This is a genomic window from Peptoniphilaceae bacterium AMB_02 (assembly GCA_036321625.1).
Taxonomy (GTDB): domain Bacteria; phylum Bacillota; class Clostridia; order Tissierellales; family Peptoniphilaceae; genus Microaceticoccus; species Microaceticoccus formicicus.
In genome coordinates this window covers 170,308-186,556 of the sequence record CP143259.1, presented here as the reverse complement: position 1 = coordinate 186,556, position 16,249 = coordinate 170,308, and the positions used below count along the sequence as shown (strand labels likewise).

15 protein-coding genes are annotated in these 16,249 nt (G+C 33.9%); all 15 read right to left on the bottom strand.

The features are described from left to right. Positions 1 to 56: 56 nt before the first annotated feature. The 15 genes from VZL98_00810 to VZL98_00740 all read right to left on the bottom strand — a co-directional run bounded on the left by VZL98_00810 (position 57) and on the right by VZL98_00740 (position 16,037). Complete coding sequence (locus tag VZL98_00810) at positions 57 to 1,052, bottom strand: sensor histidine kinase (GenBank protein WVH63525.1); 996 nt, start codon at positions 1,050 to 1,052, stop codon at positions 57 to 59. Next, positions 1,049 to 1,714: a response regulator transcription factor gene (locus VZL98_00805; GenBank protein ID WVH63524.1), complete on the bottom strand. Its 666-nt coding sequence runs from the start codon at positions 1,712 to 1,714 to the stop codon at positions 1,049 to 1,051. Before VZL98_00805 ends, VZL98_00810 begins: the two co-directional genes overlap by 4 nt. A 29-nt stretch (positions 1,715 to 1,743) precedes the next feature. Then, complete coding sequence (locus VZL98_00800; GenBank protein ID WVH63523.1) at positions 1,744 to 2,691, bottom strand: linear amide C-N hydrolase; 948 nt, start codon at positions 2,689 to 2,691, stop codon at positions 1,744 to 1,746. A 69-nt stretch (positions 2,692 to 2,760) separates the two neighbouring features. After that, the gene (locus VZL98_00795) at positions 2,761 to 3,978 is read right to left on the bottom strand and encodes a HAMP domain-containing sensor histidine kinase (GenBank protein WVH63522.1); all 1,218 of its coding nucleotides are present in this window, start codon (positions 3,976 to 3,978) and stop codon (positions 2,761 to 2,763) included. A gap of 4 nt (positions 3,979 to 3,982) precedes the next feature. Then, positions 3,983 to 4,657, bottom strand: coding sequence for a response regulator transcription factor (locus VZL98_00790; protein WVH63521.1), 675 nt, complete (start codon positions 4,655 to 4,657; stop codon positions 3,983 to 3,985). A gap of 18 nt (positions 4,658 to 4,675) precedes the next feature. Then, positions 4,676 to 5,314, bottom strand: a complete 639-nt coding sequence (gene phoU / locus VZL98_00785; protein WVH63520.1) for a phosphate signaling complex protein PhoU — start codon at positions 5,312 to 5,314, stop codon at positions 4,676 to 4,678. 10 nt (positions 5,315 to 5,324) lie between these two features. Further along, on the bottom strand, positions 5,325 to 6,074 hold the full coding sequence (gene pstB / locus VZL98_00780; protein ID WVH63519.1) for a phosphate ABC transporter ATP-binding protein PstB: 750 nt from the start codon (positions 6,072 to 6,074) through the stop codon (positions 5,325 to 5,327). Further along, positions 6,067 to 6,894, bottom strand: a complete 828-nt coding sequence (pstA, locus tag VZL98_00775; GenBank protein WVH63518.1) for a phosphate ABC transporter permease PstA — start codon at positions 6,892 to 6,894, stop codon at positions 6,067 to 6,069. Before pstA ends, pstB begins: the two co-directional genes overlap by 8 nt. Next, positions 6,891 to 7,793: a phosphate ABC transporter permease subunit PstC gene (pstC, locus tag VZL98_00770; protein WVH63517.1), complete on the bottom strand. Its 903-nt coding sequence runs from the start codon at positions 7,791 to 7,793 to the stop codon at positions 6,891 to 6,893. The genes pstA and pstC overlap by 4 nt, the downstream gene beginning before the upstream one ends. 3 nt (positions 7,794 to 7,796) lie before the next feature. After that, positions 7,797 to 8,771 carry a substrate-binding domain-containing protein gene (locus VZL98_00765; GenBank protein WVH63516.1) on the bottom strand — a complete coding sequence of 325 codons (975 nt, stop codon included), beginning with the start codon at positions 8,769 to 8,771 and terminating at the stop codon, positions 7,797 to 7,799. Between the two features lie 241 nt (positions 8,772 to 9,012). Next, positions 9,013 to 9,324, bottom strand: a complete 312-nt coding sequence (locus VZL98_00760) for a hypothetical protein (GenBank protein WVH63515.1) — start codon at positions 9,322 to 9,324, stop codon at positions 9,013 to 9,015. A gap of 529 nt (positions 9,325 to 9,853) precedes the next feature. Beyond that, a complete protein-coding gene (locus VZL98_00755; GenBank protein WVH63514.1) occupies positions 9,854 to 10,534 on the bottom strand; it encodes an ABC transporter ATP-binding protein in 681 nt (226 codons plus the stop codon). An 11-nt stretch (positions 10,535 to 10,545) separates the two neighbouring features. Beyond that, positions 10,546 to 13,800 (bottom strand): ABC transporter permease, encoded by a 3,255-nt coding sequence (locus VZL98_00750; protein ID WVH63513.1) that lies wholly within the window; start codon positions 13,798 to 13,800, stop codon positions 10,546 to 10,548. A gap of 622 nt (positions 13,801 to 14,422) precedes the next feature. Then, a complete protein-coding gene (locus VZL98_00745) occupies positions 14,423 to 14,644 on the bottom strand; it encodes a hypothetical protein (GenBank protein WVH63512.1) in 222 nt (73 codons plus the stop codon). 337 nt (positions 14,645 to 14,981) lie between these two features. Next, positions 14,982 to 16,037: a cell wall-binding repeat-containing protein gene (locus tag VZL98_00740; GenBank protein ID WVH63511.1), complete on the bottom strand. Its 1,056-nt coding sequence runs from the start codon at positions 16,035 to 16,037 to the stop codon at positions 14,982 to 14,984. Between the last annotated feature and the right edge of the window lie 212 nt (positions 16,038 to 16,249).

Sequence of the window (16,249 nt, the reverse complement as noted above, 5' to 3'; positions counted from 1 at the left end):
TTACAAAATAAAACTCTAAACTTACATCCGTGTAAGTTTAGAGTTTTATACTTTTCCTAATGATCAGTGACCAGTTTTTCCCTTTTAAGATTTATAATAAACTCAGTACCGACTCCTACCTCGGACTTTATCTTGTATGCATACCCTAGTTTTCCTAGAATCCTGTCTGTTATATAAAGCCCGATTCCCGTTGCATTAGGATCATTTCTTCCAATCGTGCCGGTATAACCCATATCGGTGATTTTAGGTAGTTCTTCAGCAGGTATACCTCTGCCTGTATCTATTACATGAAGGATGTATGGATTATTGCTTTCATTATAAATCCTAACACCTCCGGTTTCAGTATACTTGACTGAATTGGTTAGAATCTGTTCCAGCGCGAACACCAACCACTTTTTATCAGTCAAGACTTCTATATCTTTAATATCTACTTGAGCTGACAAATTTTTATAAATAAATAGTATAGAGTTATTTACAATTGCCCCATTTACAATCTCCTTTAAAGAGTGCTCTCTAAATACAAAGTCAACGGAGTCCTCCTCTATTTTCATGTAGTTGATTATATTATCTATATAGTTTTCAGTCTTTTTAAGTTCTCTTTTTAAATCCTTCTCACTATTCTTTAAATTTCCATGGACAATTAGATTCATTGCTGTAAGCGGAGTTTTAACTTGATGGGTCCAAAGGTTGAGATAATAGTCCCTCTCGGTTTTTTTCTCCAAACTTTCAGCTAATATTTCTGTATTTCTCTTTACCTCAGCTTTATATAAACTGCTTTGAAGTCTTTCTATACCATCTTTGCGATAGCTGAATTCATTTTCATCTACACCGGTTCCATTACTTAAATGAATCATAAGTAATTTCTTTTTTGCATCGTACACTATATATCTATAGATTAAAAACAACATTAATGCAGTATAGTACAAAAAGGCACTATAAACTAATGGTCCCTTAACGTCTATATTGTATAGATAGGATATAACCCCAAACAAAGTAGTATTAAATATGCTGAATAAAAGCAGGTGTCTTTGACTTAGTATAAATTCTTTCAAATATAATACCCCACTCCTTTTTTAGTCTTGATAATATCCTCCATACCATTCTCTTTTAGTTTATTTCTTAATCTATTTACATTAACAGTAAGCGTATTATCGTCAATAAAACTTTCAGTATCCCAAAGCTTTATCATTAATTCTTCTCTAGTTACTACCTTACCTCTTTTTTCCAATAGTAGCTGTAGTATATTATTTTCATTTTTACTGAGTTCTTCTTCATTTTCCCCTACCCTTATAATCATCTTTTCAGGATAATGTACGAGCGGTCCGAATTCATAGGATTTCTCAGTCACATAATCATAGCTTCTTCTTAAGAGTGCTTTAATCTTAGAAATAAGTACTTCCATTTCAAAAGGTTTATTAATAAAATCATCGCCGCCGGAATTTATTGCCATTATAAGGTTCATATTATCGCCCGCACTGGATATAAAGATAATCGGTACATTGGATACCTTTCTAATTTTTTCACACCACAAGTAACCATTTAATACTGGTAGCTTTATATCCATTAACACAAGATGTGGTTCAAAATCTTCAAATTCACGAAAAACAAAATCAAAGTCTTCCACTCTTCGAGCTTCGAAGTCCCATGTCATTAATTGTTTTTCAATTTCTCTACTGATCAATTGATCGTCTTCAACTATTAAAATCCTATACATCTTCCTCCACCTTATTATATCTCCGCCACCTAACAAATATCTGTAAACTTAAAGGTACTCAGTCTTTTATCAAACTCAATGCTTACTCTTTCATCAGGAGTTTTTATATCTTCAAAAGATAGTGAAAAGACAGCTGTATTAGTATGATTTCGTGCTGTTAATAATTTGTTGACGACATCATATGCACATACATATCTGGTGTATGTATGGTCCTTTGCTCCTTTTAGTTTTACGAATCCCCTTGGCATCTTGAGTGTCTCAAGAATTGAGTAAGTGTTTTCTAGGGCTTCTCTGCTATTATTGGCTTCAAGATGGGTTGCATTCAAGTAAAAAGCTTTTATAAATCTGCTCGTCGGGTCGTATCCGCCGGGTAGATTCTTTGCAGCATTGAAATCCTCAGGATTGTTTGGATCTAATAGAGCTTTTAACCTCTTTTCATGTCTATGAAAATGAGGTGAGTTCGTCATAACATCATACGGGTTTTTAATAGCTACCAGTTCTTTATCCGCCGGTTCTATGAGTATTGAGTCTCCCGATTTGTCTACGAACATATAATGGAAAGCCGGACAGATTACATTTTCACCACATGAATTTTTGGTGCTAATGTGAATATTCTCCAAATCATCCACTACTTCTTTCACCGTTTTAAAATTACCCAAAGCATAATTCATATAATCCAGAGCTGAAACATTTAATTTATCAGGGGCAACTTCATTGTGATAGGGGTTGAAAATTGCAAAAGCATTTGTGCATCCTACTAGTCCATGTTCATTTACTCCGTCTTTAAGCGGATTATGATTATGGAAACAAATCCCCATCATCTTATACTTGCTTTTTAGCGGATTTCCATATAGGTCATCTGCGTAGTGATATCCCGCAGGCAGGTAGAGCACATTAAAATCTACAGGATGTTCATAATCCATATTTCTTCCCAGTATCATACCCTCTTCGTATCTATAAATAATTGAAGTACACATCATAATTCTCCTTAATTTAATCATTTAGGACATATCATACTTCTATTATAGATAAAAGCACCGAGATTATCAAATGACATCAGGGTGCTTTGGTAGCATTATTGTAAATGTTGAGCCTTTTCCTATCTGGCTTTTTAAATCTATACTTCCATTATGTTTTTTTACTATATGTTTAACTAATGACAGTCCTAATCCTGTACCCAGTTTTCTACTTCCGGATTTATTAACCATGTAGAACCTTTCAAAAATCCTCTCTTGATCTTCAGGAGAAATCCCTATACCGTCGTCCCTAACAATAATCTTAGCCTCATCTTCGGCGTCTTCAACTTCTATATAGACATTACCCCCGGGATAATTATATTTTATGGAATTACTTATAAGATTTGATATCATCTCTTCCATCATATTGACATCAGCACTTACTACGAGCTTTTCACCTTTGATATTTAGGTTTATTTCTTCGCTGAGTGCATAAGCACTCATATCTCCGACTATATCGCTAGCCAGTCCAAATAAGTCAAACTGTTCATAGTTCAGTTTATCCCTGCTGTCATTGTCGTATTTTGACAAGGTCAATATCTCATCTATCAATCTTAAAAGCCTGTTCCCTTCCTCTAAAATAATATTGGAAAACTTTACTATATCCTCATCATTTGCGATACCACTGGAAATCATTTCAGCATATCCGTTTATGCTTGTAAGTGGAGTTTTTAATTCATGCGTGACATTTGCAGTAAACTCCCTGCGCCTTTGTTCTGCTTCGATTAGATTCTCTATGGATCTTTCCAGTTCGTTTTTATTGACTCCCTCAACTTTTAAAAGAGGTCTAATCTCGTTAAAAACAGCTTCAGGGTCACCCTCACTGCTTTTACCTGACAGTATATCGGTGATGACTCCTGCCATCCTCTCTACAGGTTTAAGGGCTCTTAATAGTCTCTTCTCGTTATAATATCTCATCAAGAAAAGCAACATTATAGAGATTAACAAAATAGGTATCAATCCATAAATCGTCAGTCTTATCAGCTTGGCATTATCTCTGTACACAAAAAAACTACGGCCATTTATATCCTTTATTTTAGATAGATAGCCGTCTTTTTCAATTTTTTCAATTCTAAATCCCGATATGGATAAATCTTCATCTTTTATATCCATGGTTGCTATGTGTTTGGTCAACTCATCGATATTCATATCATAAGCACTTTTCGTGATAAATGCAGTAATCGACGTACTCAAAAACAGTGCAAAGATGATGAGAATATAAACACTTCTGGATAGTTTCTTATCCATAACACTACTCTCCTATTTTATAACCCACATTTCTAACGGTTACTATATAATTTCCGGCTTCTTTAAGTTTTTGCCTTAAAGTCCTTATATGAACATCTACTGTTCTGCTCTCGCCTTGATAGTCGAATCCCCATACCGCGCTCATTATCTTGTCTCTGCTAAGAACAATCTCAGCATTTATTATTAAAAAGTGTAAGAGCTCAAACTCTTTATAGGTAAGCTCTGTCGGTTCTCCGGAAACTTCTACAGTTCTCTTCTTTAAATCAATTTCTATATCTTTATATTCGACGATCTCTTTTATATCATCATCTTGAGTTCTTCTTAGGACCGCTTTAATTCTAGATATTAGTTCCATTACACCGAATGGTTTTGTAATATAATCATCAGCCCCCATATCTAAGCCCCGAACTTTATCGTATTCTGCAGCTTTAGCTGTCAACATAATTGCCGGGATTTTCTCGGTATTGGGATTAGACCTTAACTTCTCGAGTATTTGATATCCATCGTCTCCGTCGAGCATTATATCCAATACAAATAAGACCGGTAGTTCTGTTTCCAGTCTATTATATAAGTCTTCAGCATTTTCAAATCCATGTGCTTCAAACCCGCTAGAATTGAGCGCATAAATTATCAGCTGCTTTATATTTTGATCATCCTCAACTATAAAGATTTTATCCATGTCAGCACATCCTATTATTTATTCTTCAATTGCAATCGAATAGCTTAATCCGATAGCGATCCTCTCTGCATGATCTCCTATTCTCTCCAGATATTTTGAAATCATCAATAAATCTATTAATATAGCAGAATTATCCTCTCCGCTTCTTAACTTTTCTATTATTTCGGTTTTAACCATGTCAAAACACTTATCTATTTTGTCTTCATTTATAATAACGCTCTTAACAAGATCCGCATCGGAGTTAGTATACGAACATACTGCGTCCAATACATTTTTTACAGTAATCTCGCTCATACGGTCCAAATTTGTTAAAGTAGGTATATCTTTCCCATTTACCATCAATATGATAATCTCAGCGATATCAGCAGATTGTCTTCCTATCCTGCCCATATAGTTAATCATTTTCATAGCCTGTGAGATAAACCTTAAATCACCTGCTACCGGTTGCTGCTTCATTATTAGTTTAACACATCTAGTCTCAATTTGTCTTTCAAGTTCTATAATTTCAGACTCATTTTCTTTTACCGTTTTAGCAAGCTCCATATCTCTAGTTTTAAGTGCTTTCATTGAATCTTCTATCGACTGAGTTATATATCTTCCCATCTCATTGAGTTCAATTTTTAACTTGTTTAATTGTTTTTCATAGATAACTCTCATATCGCACCTCTTAACCAAATCTTCCTGTTATATAGTTTTCTGTTCTCTCATCCTTAGGAGCTGAAAAAATAGTATCGGTAGGCGCAAACTCCACCAAATTCCCAAGGAGGAAAAATCCGGTCTTGTCAGATACCCTTGCAGCTTGCTGCATATTGTGCGTTACAATTACTATTGTATACTCCTTTTTTAGTTCGTCAAGCAAATCTTCAATCTTTGAAGTGGAAATTGGATCAAGAGCAGAAGTAGGTTCGTCCAATAGTAGAACTTCAGGATCTACCGCAAGAGCTCTGGCAATACAGATTCTCTGCTGCTGTCCTCCCGATAATGATAACGCGGATTTCTTAAGTTCATCTTTAACCTCATCCCAAATTGCCGCATTCTTTAAACTGGTTTCAACTATTTGGTCCAGTGTCTTCTTGTCCTTTACACCGTGAGTTCTAGGTCCAAAAGCTATATTGTCGTAAATTGACATTGGGAACGGATTTGGTTTTTGAAACACCATTCCTACTCTTTTTCTTAAATCAAATACATCCGTCTCGCTCCAAATATCCTTGCCATCCAGAAGTATATTCCCATCTCTTCTAAAGCTTTCAACCAGATCATTCATCCTGTTTATGGACCTTAGAAGTGTAGATTTACCACATCCGGACGGTCCTATAAAAGCAGTTACTTCATTTTTGTTTATCGTCATATCCACATTGTTTATAGCATGAAAGTCGCCATAATATGAATTAAAGTTTTTAATTTCGATTTTACTCATCAATACCGCCCTTTCCAATACTCGCAGCCATCCTTGAAGAAATAAAGTTCATAACGAGTACGACTAAAATCAATATTACACCAGTCGCATAAGCTTCATTCTTATGCATACCTTCACCTGATAATATATACATATGTGTAGATAGTGTTCTTCCTGAACTAAAAAGATTTCTAGGGATTCTAGGAGATGAACCTGCTGTAAAAATAAGAGCAGCCGTCTCTCCGACAATCCTACCTACAGATAAGACTATCCCTGCTAGAATTCCAGGCATAGCATAAGGAAGTACAATTCTAAAAATAGTTCTAAGATTCATAGCACCAAGACCGAAGCTCGCTTCTCGTAAATCTTTTGATACGGACAAAAGAGCTTCCTCAGTACTGGTTATGAAAATTGGTAGAATCATAATTGCCAGAGTACAAGCACCTGCTAAAAGCGAATACTTCCAGCCTAAAAAAGTTACAAAGAAAAGCGAACCGAAAAGTCCATAAACTATCGAAGGTATCCCTGCAAGTGTTTGAGATGTCAACTTAACGGGTTTGATAAGGATATTAGTACTACTTGCGTATTCGTTTAAATATATTGCAGTAATAATCCCTACCGGTCCTGCCATTAGTATTGCAAGAACAACCATTATCATCGTATTTATAATTGCAGGCATCATAGACAGATTTGAAGAACTGTACTTAAGTGCAAACATTTCAGGCTTTATATAAGGAATCCCCTTAATAAACAAATCAGCTATAATAAAAATAAGGATTGCAAAAGTTAATGCAGCAGCTGTATATACGAAAGTTTTAAAAATCTTACTTTTAGTTTTCATTTCAAAGCCCTCCTATTAACAGCATTAAATAATATATTTATTATCAATATAAAGATAAATAGTATTGCTCCGGTACCAAGTAGTGCTTCTCTGTGTAATCCAGCTGCATATGCCATCTCCATAATAATATTGGAGGTCATTGTCCTCGCACCTTTAAAAAGACTTGTCGGAATATTAGGTTGATTTCCGGCAATCATAACCACTGCCATCGTCTCACCTATAGCTCTACCTACTCCAAGTATGACCGCAGATAGAATCCCTGATTTTGCAGCCGGTACTACTACCAGACCCATAGCATACTCATGAGTAACACCCATTGCAAGTGCTCCTTCGTAATACGATTTGGGAACTGCTCGAATTGCAGCTTCAGACAATCCTATAATCGTAGGAAGTATCATAATTACAAGAACTACCATAGCCGTCAGCATACTGAAACCTGAGCCACCGAATAATTTTTTAAAAAACGGAACTATAACCATTAGCGCAAAAAAACCGTAAACTATAGAAGGTATCCCTGCCATTAGATTTAGAGCCGTCTTTAATGTTTTATAATAGCGCTTACTTGAGAATCCCGCCATATATATAGCCGTCAATACTCCTATCGGTACACCAATCACAATAGCTCCGGCAGTAACATAGATACTACCCAGGATCATTGGAAAGATGCCAAACCTCGGGGGAGTCGCGGTTGGCATCCATTCTGTACCGAATAAAAACTCTTTTACACCTATTTTATAAATAGCCGGTATTCCATTCACAAAAATAAAACCACAAATTAAAGCTACTGCTAAAATAGAAGCTAGAGTCAGTATGAAAAATAATACTTCAGCGGAAGTCTCCAGATAGCGTTTATGCTTATTTTTATTTTTGTTAGACGCTACTGAATTCATTTCCATCATTTTTTATTTTACATCCTTCCAATCAAGTACTTTTCCTGTAAATACATCTTTAATAGATTCTGTGCTGATGTCAGTTACAGGATTATCATTACTTACAATTACTGCAATACCATCAAGTGCAATTGCTTCGCCTTTAAGCTTAGCAAGTTCTTCTTCCTTAAGCTCTCTTGAAGCCATTCCGATATCAACAGTACCGTCAATTGCTCCTGTTACCCCTGCAGTAGATCCGGTAGACTCAATATTGATTTCAACATCAGGATTAAGATGAGCATAAGCCTCAGCAAGAGCTTCCATTACCGGAGTAACTGATGTAGATCCACCGATAGTAAGTTGTGCTTTTAGTCCTTCTTTCTTCTCAAAAGGTTTAGCATCGTCCTTTACAGTGATATAACCTTTTTCTTCAACGATTTTTTGTCCTTCTTCACTAAATATAAACTCCACAAAATTCTGAGCGGCTTCATTTAGTTCACCATCGATATAACAGATATTGAAAGGTCTTGAAATCTTATATGAACCGTTCTTAATATCTTCAACAGATGCTTCCACTCCATCAACTTTTAGTGCTTTTACCGTCTCATTTAATGAACCTAGAGAAATATATCCAATAGCATTTGCATCATTTGATACAGTAGTCATAACTGCATCGGTTCCGTTTTGAATAACAGCTTCAGCATAAGTATTGTCTTGCTTATCTTCCTCAACACCTGTAAGCTCTACAAACGCTCCTCTTGTACCTGATCCGGCCTCTCTTGAAACAACGATGATTTCTTTACTATCAGCCTTGTCAGCATCTTTCTTGTCTTCTTTCTTGTCCTCTTCTTTATCTTCGGTCTTCTTATCTTCTACTTTATCTTCTTTTACCTCTGATTTTTCTTCTTGCTTTGTAGGCTCCTCAGATTTATTATCAGATGTATTACATCCAACAAAAATCATCGACATACAAAGTGTTAGTGCAATAATTCCAAACAGTTTTTTCATCAAATTTACCACCTTTTTATAATTTTGTTTTACAAATACATCTTAGTCTTGCAATGTTAAATGAATCCGTTGTTCTATGTTAAATCTATGTAAAGTCGACGAAATTAGAAGAAATTTCATCAAGCTAAAGTGGGATGTTTAGCGTTTTCCTGTTGTATATAATCTGATACACAAAGCCTACCACAGGAATATAAAAAAGCCCGGATAAAATTACCCGAGCTAAAATTTATTTAATTAAACCTCAATCAACTATAGAATCATATATCTTATTAATAATACTTTTTTTCTCTCTACAAACTTGTTTCCAAGTTTCATTTTCAATTATATCTACAAAGTACATCCCTGATTCATATTCGACATATACATCGGCAACCAGATCATCACTATTACCATACTGCCCCACTCTCGAATATACCAACTCAACTTCAGGTTCAAAAATTTCCCTTAATTGGAACAGTCTCTTTTCTGAAACAGTATTTTTAAAATAATATAACCCAAAAAAAGTGCCCTCTAAAGAATCTGTATATCCAAATGCATTAAATCTTTCTTTCATAAAAGCATCTCTTAAACCCCTTAATATCGAAAATAGGTACTTTTCATTTTAGAATCTATTAATCAGAATGCAGAAGGCCATAATTAGTTTAACAGACCGGTTTTAAAAAGATAATCACCTATAGACCGGTTTCTTAATATTGTAAACACAACTTTTCCCGTAAGCAAAACGGTATAAATTAAGGGAGAAAATCAAAAATAAATCTTATCTTGGATTTTCTAACGAGAACCTTTTTCTATTAGCTGAATTTGTTTTACCATGATATTTAGAGTCTTTCAAATACTCCAAGCTACATCAAAAAATCGATCATTTTCTTAACCATGGTATACTCAAGCTTCTCTGAGTGAATAAGCTTAGCAAATATTTGGAGTTTGATAGCTCCCACTTTTAAGGAATGCTAATATACCTACAAAAATAAATATCATTAAAATCCTCACACTTAAAGCTCTTCCTGATGGGAGTAATTACTAAAAAAAGACGAAAATTACAACAATTTAACTCTATCTATAGTATCATCTTTTTATTTAACCTATTTAACACTCTCCCTAACCATCTCCGTCATCTCCCCTTCCGTTATCTTCCATATTGTATCGCATGACTCAGCAAGCTCTGTATCATGAGTTACAACTATTATGCAGAAGTTTTGTTCGTGAGCAAGCTGTTTTAATATATCAAGGATTCTTTCCGTATTGTCATCGTCCAGGTTTCCGGTCGGTTCATCTGCAAGTATTATTTTGGCTCCTGTTGCTAGGGTTCTGGCTATGGCCACCCTTTGCTGTTCTCCTCCGGAGAGGTTGGCAGGGTATCTACCCTGCTTATCTCCTTTTATTCCCAGGGCGTTTAGTACTTCTCTTCCTGTTTCGGCTGCTGTCTTAGGATCAACTCCCTTATACTCCATTGGGAAGCATACATTTTCAAGAGAGGTCAGTAGTGGAAATAGTTGATATGCCTGAAATATCATCGATATACAGTCTCTCCTGTATTCATCTGCATCCATTTCTTTAAGGTCTTTCCCATCTATAAAGATGGATCCTCTCGTGGGTTCATCCAGTCCTGCCATTATGGAGAGCAGCGTTGTCTTTCCACTTCCAGACGGTCCGACTATTGCATGGAGCTTCCCTTTATCAAATGTTGCCGTTACATCTTTTAATACATCTTTATTACTTCCTTTATATCTGTAGTAGATATTTTGCAATTCCAGTTTTGACATGACTTTTCCTCCTATTCTTTCACTTGAAGCAGTTCAAGCGGTTTCTTTTTATCTCTACTCATAAGTGCTAACCATAGTCCAAGTATCGTTCCTATTAAATACACTCCTGCTGCAAGAAGATAGCCTACTACACCCACAGGGTATTCACTGTTTCTTAATATGAGCATTAGGATTACTCCGGTAGATACTCCTATTACGGTCAGTATCAGGCTTTCTTTTATTGAAACGCTCTTTACTTCTCTATTTGACACTCCAAGCACTCTTAGTATTGCCATTTCTTTTGCTTTTCTAAGTGTTATGATATAGGCGATAAATCCTGCTGTCAGTAATGATATTGCCAGAGTTATAGGGTAGACTATTTCTAATAGTGACAGGTTTTTCTCCAGTGGTCCCACTACTTTTTGCAGTTCTTCATCCCAGATTTTTATCTGGAGTGAGGTGCGATTGTCTCTATGGTTTTTAACAATTTCTTTAATCTCATTTGAAAGAGTGTATAGCTCCCTGTTTTTTTCCTTATCAAATATGATATTAGCTTTTTCATAGTACAACCTATTCTTTTCAATATATTTCATTACCTCAATTGGGATTATAAAAAACTCTCCTCGATTAGTTCCGGACACGGTACCGTCTTTACGCACTTCGAGTTTTTCCCTTTCAAATTGTCCTACTACTCTCCCTTTGACCCGATTTATATTTCTATATTTCTTCTCAATATTAAAACTAATTTCATCACCAAGTTTTAGCCCGTATTTTTCAATTGCTAAATTGGAAGCAAGTATGGGAATCTCTGTTTCTCCGTTTTGATTTTCCAGTAAATGAATATCTCCTTCTTGAGATATACTATTCCAACTTGTAGTGAAAATCTCCGGATTAACATTTTCATTTAATTTAAGATTTTCTAAATTAACAATTCCATTACTATCTATTAATTCACTTGAATAGAATACTGAATAATTTTCATTTCTGTCTGACATATCTATCTCGTTTATTATCTGTTCACCATCTCTGTAGATATCCATTTTATGATATTTTACTGCTCCAAATTTTTTAATTTCTTTTATTAGATTTGTAGATTGTAATTCTTCAAGTATTTTTTCTGATATTTCTCCGGTAAAATTATCGCTCATCATAACATTAGATGCTTTGTAAATATCAGCTTCAATTTCCATACTTTTATATGCATTTTCTATTTGCAGCTTATTCATCGTCATAAGTTGATTAAGCCAAAGTATGCTAAATACAAAGATAATTGACAGTAGTATTAATAGGCTTGTTTGTAATTTAGATCTAATAATTTGTCTTCCGGTAAACTTATTAAGAACTCCGACTTTATTTCCTATAACGGATTCATAATAAGAATCATTTAATTTTGGCAATTGATTTATTTTTAAGGAGTCAATTTCACCTTTTATATCTATTTCATCTTCTGGTTCTTTTTTAGAATCTCTCACAGTCACTTTTTCACTTTTTTGAATTTGACTTAACTGTATTAATTCAATTATGGATTTACTTTCTAGTCTTTTGGTGAATAGTAACAAGAACCCTAAGAAAACAATCATGATTCCGATAAAGATTGATATTAGGATTATAGGTGATACTTGTATTGTGGTTTCTGTTCTTAGATTGGTCGCTAAATCTAATATTTGTTTTTCCACCTGTTTTACTGATTCATATCTGCTAATTATTATTAAACTTATGGTAATAACTGATACTAAAATCAGTATAGGAGTTACAATATGTTTTCTTGCTACGCTTTTCGGTATTCCCAAAGTTCTTTCTATTGCGTATATCCGCTTAAAATCCTGGAAGTGAATGTATAGCGTAAATAGCATAGCAATAAGTAAAAGCAGTCCAAAAACCATTGTACTGTTTAAAGACCTTGTTCTCATTGCTTCAGCATTATTCCAAAACTCCCTGGCATTACTGTCCACAAACTTCAGTTCATACCCTAATTTTCTAATTTCTTCTGCGCTTTCGTCTATGAATTTAGCCTCATCTTTTGAAGATTTCAATACAAAACTGTATAATCTGACATAGGGATTTATATTATGTTCATTTAAATCAATCAGAGCGGTACTTTCAGGTACATATATATCATCTTTCCCATGTTCCATAATGTCAGTATCCAAGTGTGTGATGATTCCTACAATTTCATATTCTATTTCATCACTTATTTTTTTCTCTCTCCAGGTGTTCACATTTTCTTCTGTGAATATATAATTATTGTTTGAATCCATATATCTATGTTTTACAGATATTTTGTCCCCTATTTTAAGATTTCTTTGATTGGCCAAATCCATTTGTATAACGCAAACTTTATTTTCACTTTTATTATCTTCTATATCTATAAATCGTCCTTCAGTTAAAAAGTATGACCTGGTTGTTTCTTGCATATTTGGTAATTTAGACATGTCTTTTACAGGTCTTACTTTGAAAGTATGTCTGTTTTGTTCAATTATTTCAATATCATCTCTAAGCTTATCCCATTGTTTGTTGTTTAGATTAAAATCTTCCAAATTATCAATTGGATAGTAGAGCGGTCCTCCTTCATATAATGGCTTTAAAACGATTTTTATATTCGTTTCTTTATCTTTATTTTTCCCTAAATAATTATGATATCCTCTTAGTAAATAATACGAGTTTTTATCCAATTTTTTCATCTCTTCTATTACTTCGGAAGTGATATATGTAAGGGGACGATTATTGTAAAGAGATGAAGAAATGGCAAGTATAGATTTCTCGTCACCTTCAACTCCATATTCCGGATAACCGGAGATTACTTTTTCTATTGTAGTAGCAATATCCAGCCCTTCACTTCCATCAAAGGCATTTTTCAACTTGTTCAGATTTTCCAGTTTTCCAATAAAAATCATATCTCCAAGATTGATATTATCTTCAGGATAAAAAAGGAGCTCTCTATATTCTTCCGGATAGGTATCGATAGTATAAAAATCTCGATTATATAAGGATGAACTAACTCCTTGTATTGGCAACTCGATATTCTCTATATCAAAATATTCACTTTCCTTAATTAGATTTCTGACTTCAGGTATTACATTATACAGTTCATTATCATATGAAGTATCTAGAGGTTCCAATTGACCTATACTGGTATAATAATTTCCTATTCTTTCAATTTCTCTATTTGCAACAAATAATTTAACAGCACTGGATATAAAAAAATATAAAGTTAGAGTTATAATCCCAAGTTTTAGTAATGTCTTTAATGGTGATCGAAGCATACTCTTTCTAATTGGATTTTTCATACTTACTCCCTTCAGCTATCGATGCCTTATTCCCGAATAACTTTTTAGTTAAACCCTTTTCAATCTTCCGTATTATACATCTGCAATATGGATATCTTTATAGATTACACTAAATTACTAAATGCCAAACAAAATATCAATGACTATTGACCATCGGAATGGTTTAATGTTTAAGTTAAATAAAATCCTCCGCTTACTTCTCCATTTTGCAATTCTTAGTAAGGTTACTACTAATCCTGGTGTAATAGTTTTTCAAATGATTAAAATATTATTCCTAAAAATTTAATCTTCCACGATAAAATGTCGTGATATATTGTGTGTGAAGTATATATGTTAATCAAATGTAAAACCGGTATTGTATGTATTTTGATGGCTCTTATATTATCAACTTCATCAATAAATTTAGAATTTGTACTTATCTTATTCGTAAAACGTTTTCCCGGTTTTTATATATCATATCCCAAATAAAATACTATACGCCCGACTTAATAATTAGTTTATAATTTAATAATTTCTTTAAATGAATGCCCTGCATATTGCTGCCTGGCATTCTGATTAACTATCATTTTTCTGTATAACTTAGACTTTTGAGAAAATATGATTTCTTTATTTAATATATCGATTAATTCTTATAATAAATCTCCTCATATCTTTTTTCTGCTCTTTTTACTTCTTTGCGAATATTCTTAATCTTGTCTATCTCGTTTATCTTTTCCGGAATTTCGCTTAGTTTGATATTTTTTGTTGTCGCAACTATTTCATCAGATTTTATAGAAAGATGGTAGTCATGTAGCTTGTTTAGCGTATCTAGCGGATTATCTAGACTTATATAATATACATCCACTTGATACTTTGATATCTATTCAATTAGTTTTCCATCTTTTATAAATACTATATGCGATGTCATTTAATCTACTTCTGATAGATTATGTGACGATAACAGTATGTTCTTAGCGTTTTATAAAAGTTCAACAAAATCTTTCTGGCATTAATTGTGGTGCTTGATTCAAGTGCATAAAAAGTTCATCCAAAACTAAAAATTGAGGCTCGATTGTATGGACATAGTAAAAAGTAATTGTTCTTTCATCCCCAGAGAGTAGTCACTTACTCTTTCGTTCTTTGATTGTCAAAATAAAACCTGATTTCAGCTAAAATTTCTGAAATCAGGTTTTCTATAAATATTATCTTAAATGTCTTAATTCAGATTCTACATCTTCTGAAACTGAATTTCTTCCACCAAAGATTGTTACACTTTCAATTTCATTGTCTATGATGAATTTTGCAACTCCTTCATGAAGTTTATTAGGAGATGTTAAAAGTATGGGTGCGTACAAGCTTGATTCGACAGGACCTGCTGCAAGTGCATCAGGATAGTTTGTTCCATCTACTATTACAACTCTTCTAACATCTAGGTTTTTCTTTTCTTTTAGTAGTTTTTTATGTGCTTCTGCAATTTTTAATGCAGTTTCGTATCTGTCTTCTCCTGCAATTCTTTCTTTTTCTTCTCCACTTGGTACTGAAGAAAAACCTCCGATTACTAAATCATCTGATTTGGTGTAACCTGAATACGGTATAAACCTACTGTATGACGTGTTTTGTATTGCCAATTGTGCAAATGGGGCAGAGGAAAGTGCATCAGCAAACTCATTTCCACTAACCAATATGGACGGAAGATCCCCAATAACTTTAACTCCTCTTAGTTCGGCTGTTTTAAGATTGATTAAATGAGCTGTTTCAACTCTGTCTTTTCCTGCTATTCTAGATATTCCATATCCAAGTTCTTTAAGTTCTGCTTCAACTTCTTCAGAGACAGCTGCTTTCCCACCTATTATATAAATGAACTTTGTTCCTAATTTTTTCAGGGTTTTATCGATTCCTTCAGGAAGCTTGTCTTTTGAGGTAAGTAGAATAGGTCCTGATACTTGAGCTGCTAGAGGACCTCCAAATAATGCATCTGACTCATTTTCTCCACTTGCAAGAACTGCGATGTCTGAAGACATAATTGCTTCTGTTGCTTTTTGAGCAGTGCAGTATCTATCGCTTCCGGCTATCCTGCTTATCAAATACTTATGTGGTTTAGATTCCTCGTCTTTTTCTTTAGTAGGCTTTACTTCTTCTTTCTCGTCTTCCTCAGCTACTACTTCATTTTCGGTTTCTGCTGTTGTAACAGGTGTTTCTTCTTTTTCGACTTCGCTTGCTAGGACTTGTACATTGGAAAAAACAAGGATTCCTGCCAACAATAAACTAAGTACTCTTTTTTTAATTTTTTTCCCCTTTCTTTTGTGCGATAATTGGTATTTGTTTATTTTTTATATATATTAATTATCAAAATACCATCTATCGACTATTTAATTTCAATATAAAAAGAGTAAGATTAATAGTTTGACCTTACTCTTTCTACTATAAGATATCATATTTTATGTTAATTGTAGTTACATAACAGTAACAT

Excerpts from the sequence above, each read along its gene's own strand:
- VZL98_00750 (WVH63513.1), bottom strand. The coding sequence starts at position 13,800 with ATGAAAAATCCAATTAGAAAGAGTATGCTTCGATCACCATTAAAGACA.
- pstA (WVH63518.1), bottom strand. The coding sequence starts at position 6,894 with ATGAAAACTAAAAGTAAGATTTTTAAAACTTTCGTATATACAGCTGCT.
- VZL98_00805 (WVH63524.1), bottom strand. The coding sequence starts at position 1,714 with ATGTATAGGATTTTAATAGTTGAAGACGATCAATTGATCAGTAGAGAA.
- VZL98_00790 (WVH63521.1), bottom strand. The coding sequence starts at position 4,657 with ATGGATAAAATCTTTATAGTTGAGGATGATCAAAATATAAAGCAGCTG.
- VZL98_00765 (WVH63516.1), bottom strand. The coding sequence starts at position 8,771 with ATGAAAAAACTGTTTGGAATTATTGCACTAACACTTTGTATGTCGATG.
- pstB (WVH63519.1), bottom strand. The coding sequence starts at position 6,074 with ATGAGTAAAATCGAAATTAAAAACTTTAATTCATATTATGGCGACTTT.
- VZL98_00800 (WVH63523.1), bottom strand. The coding sequence starts at position 2,691 with ATGTGTACTTCAATTATTTATAGATACGAAGAGGGTATGATACTGGGA.
- VZL98_00760 (WVH63515.1), bottom strand. The coding sequence starts at position 9,324 with ATGAAAGAAAGATTTAATGCATTTGGATATACAGATTCTTTAGAGGGC.
- pstC (WVH63517.1), bottom strand. The coding sequence starts at position 7,793 with ATGATGGAAATGAATTCAGTAGCGTCTAACAAAAATAAAAATAAGCAT.
- VZL98_00795 (WVH63522.1), bottom strand. The coding sequence starts at position 3,978 with ATGGATAAGAAACTATCCAGAAGTGTTTATATTCTCATCATCTTTGCA.
- VZL98_00755 (WVH63514.1), bottom strand. The coding sequence starts at position 10,534 with ATGTCAAAACTGGAATTGCAAAATATCTACTACAGATATAAAGGAAGT.
- phoU (WVH63520.1), bottom strand. The coding sequence starts at position 5,314 with ATGAGAGTTATCTATGAAAAACAATTAAACAAGTTAAAAATTGAACTC.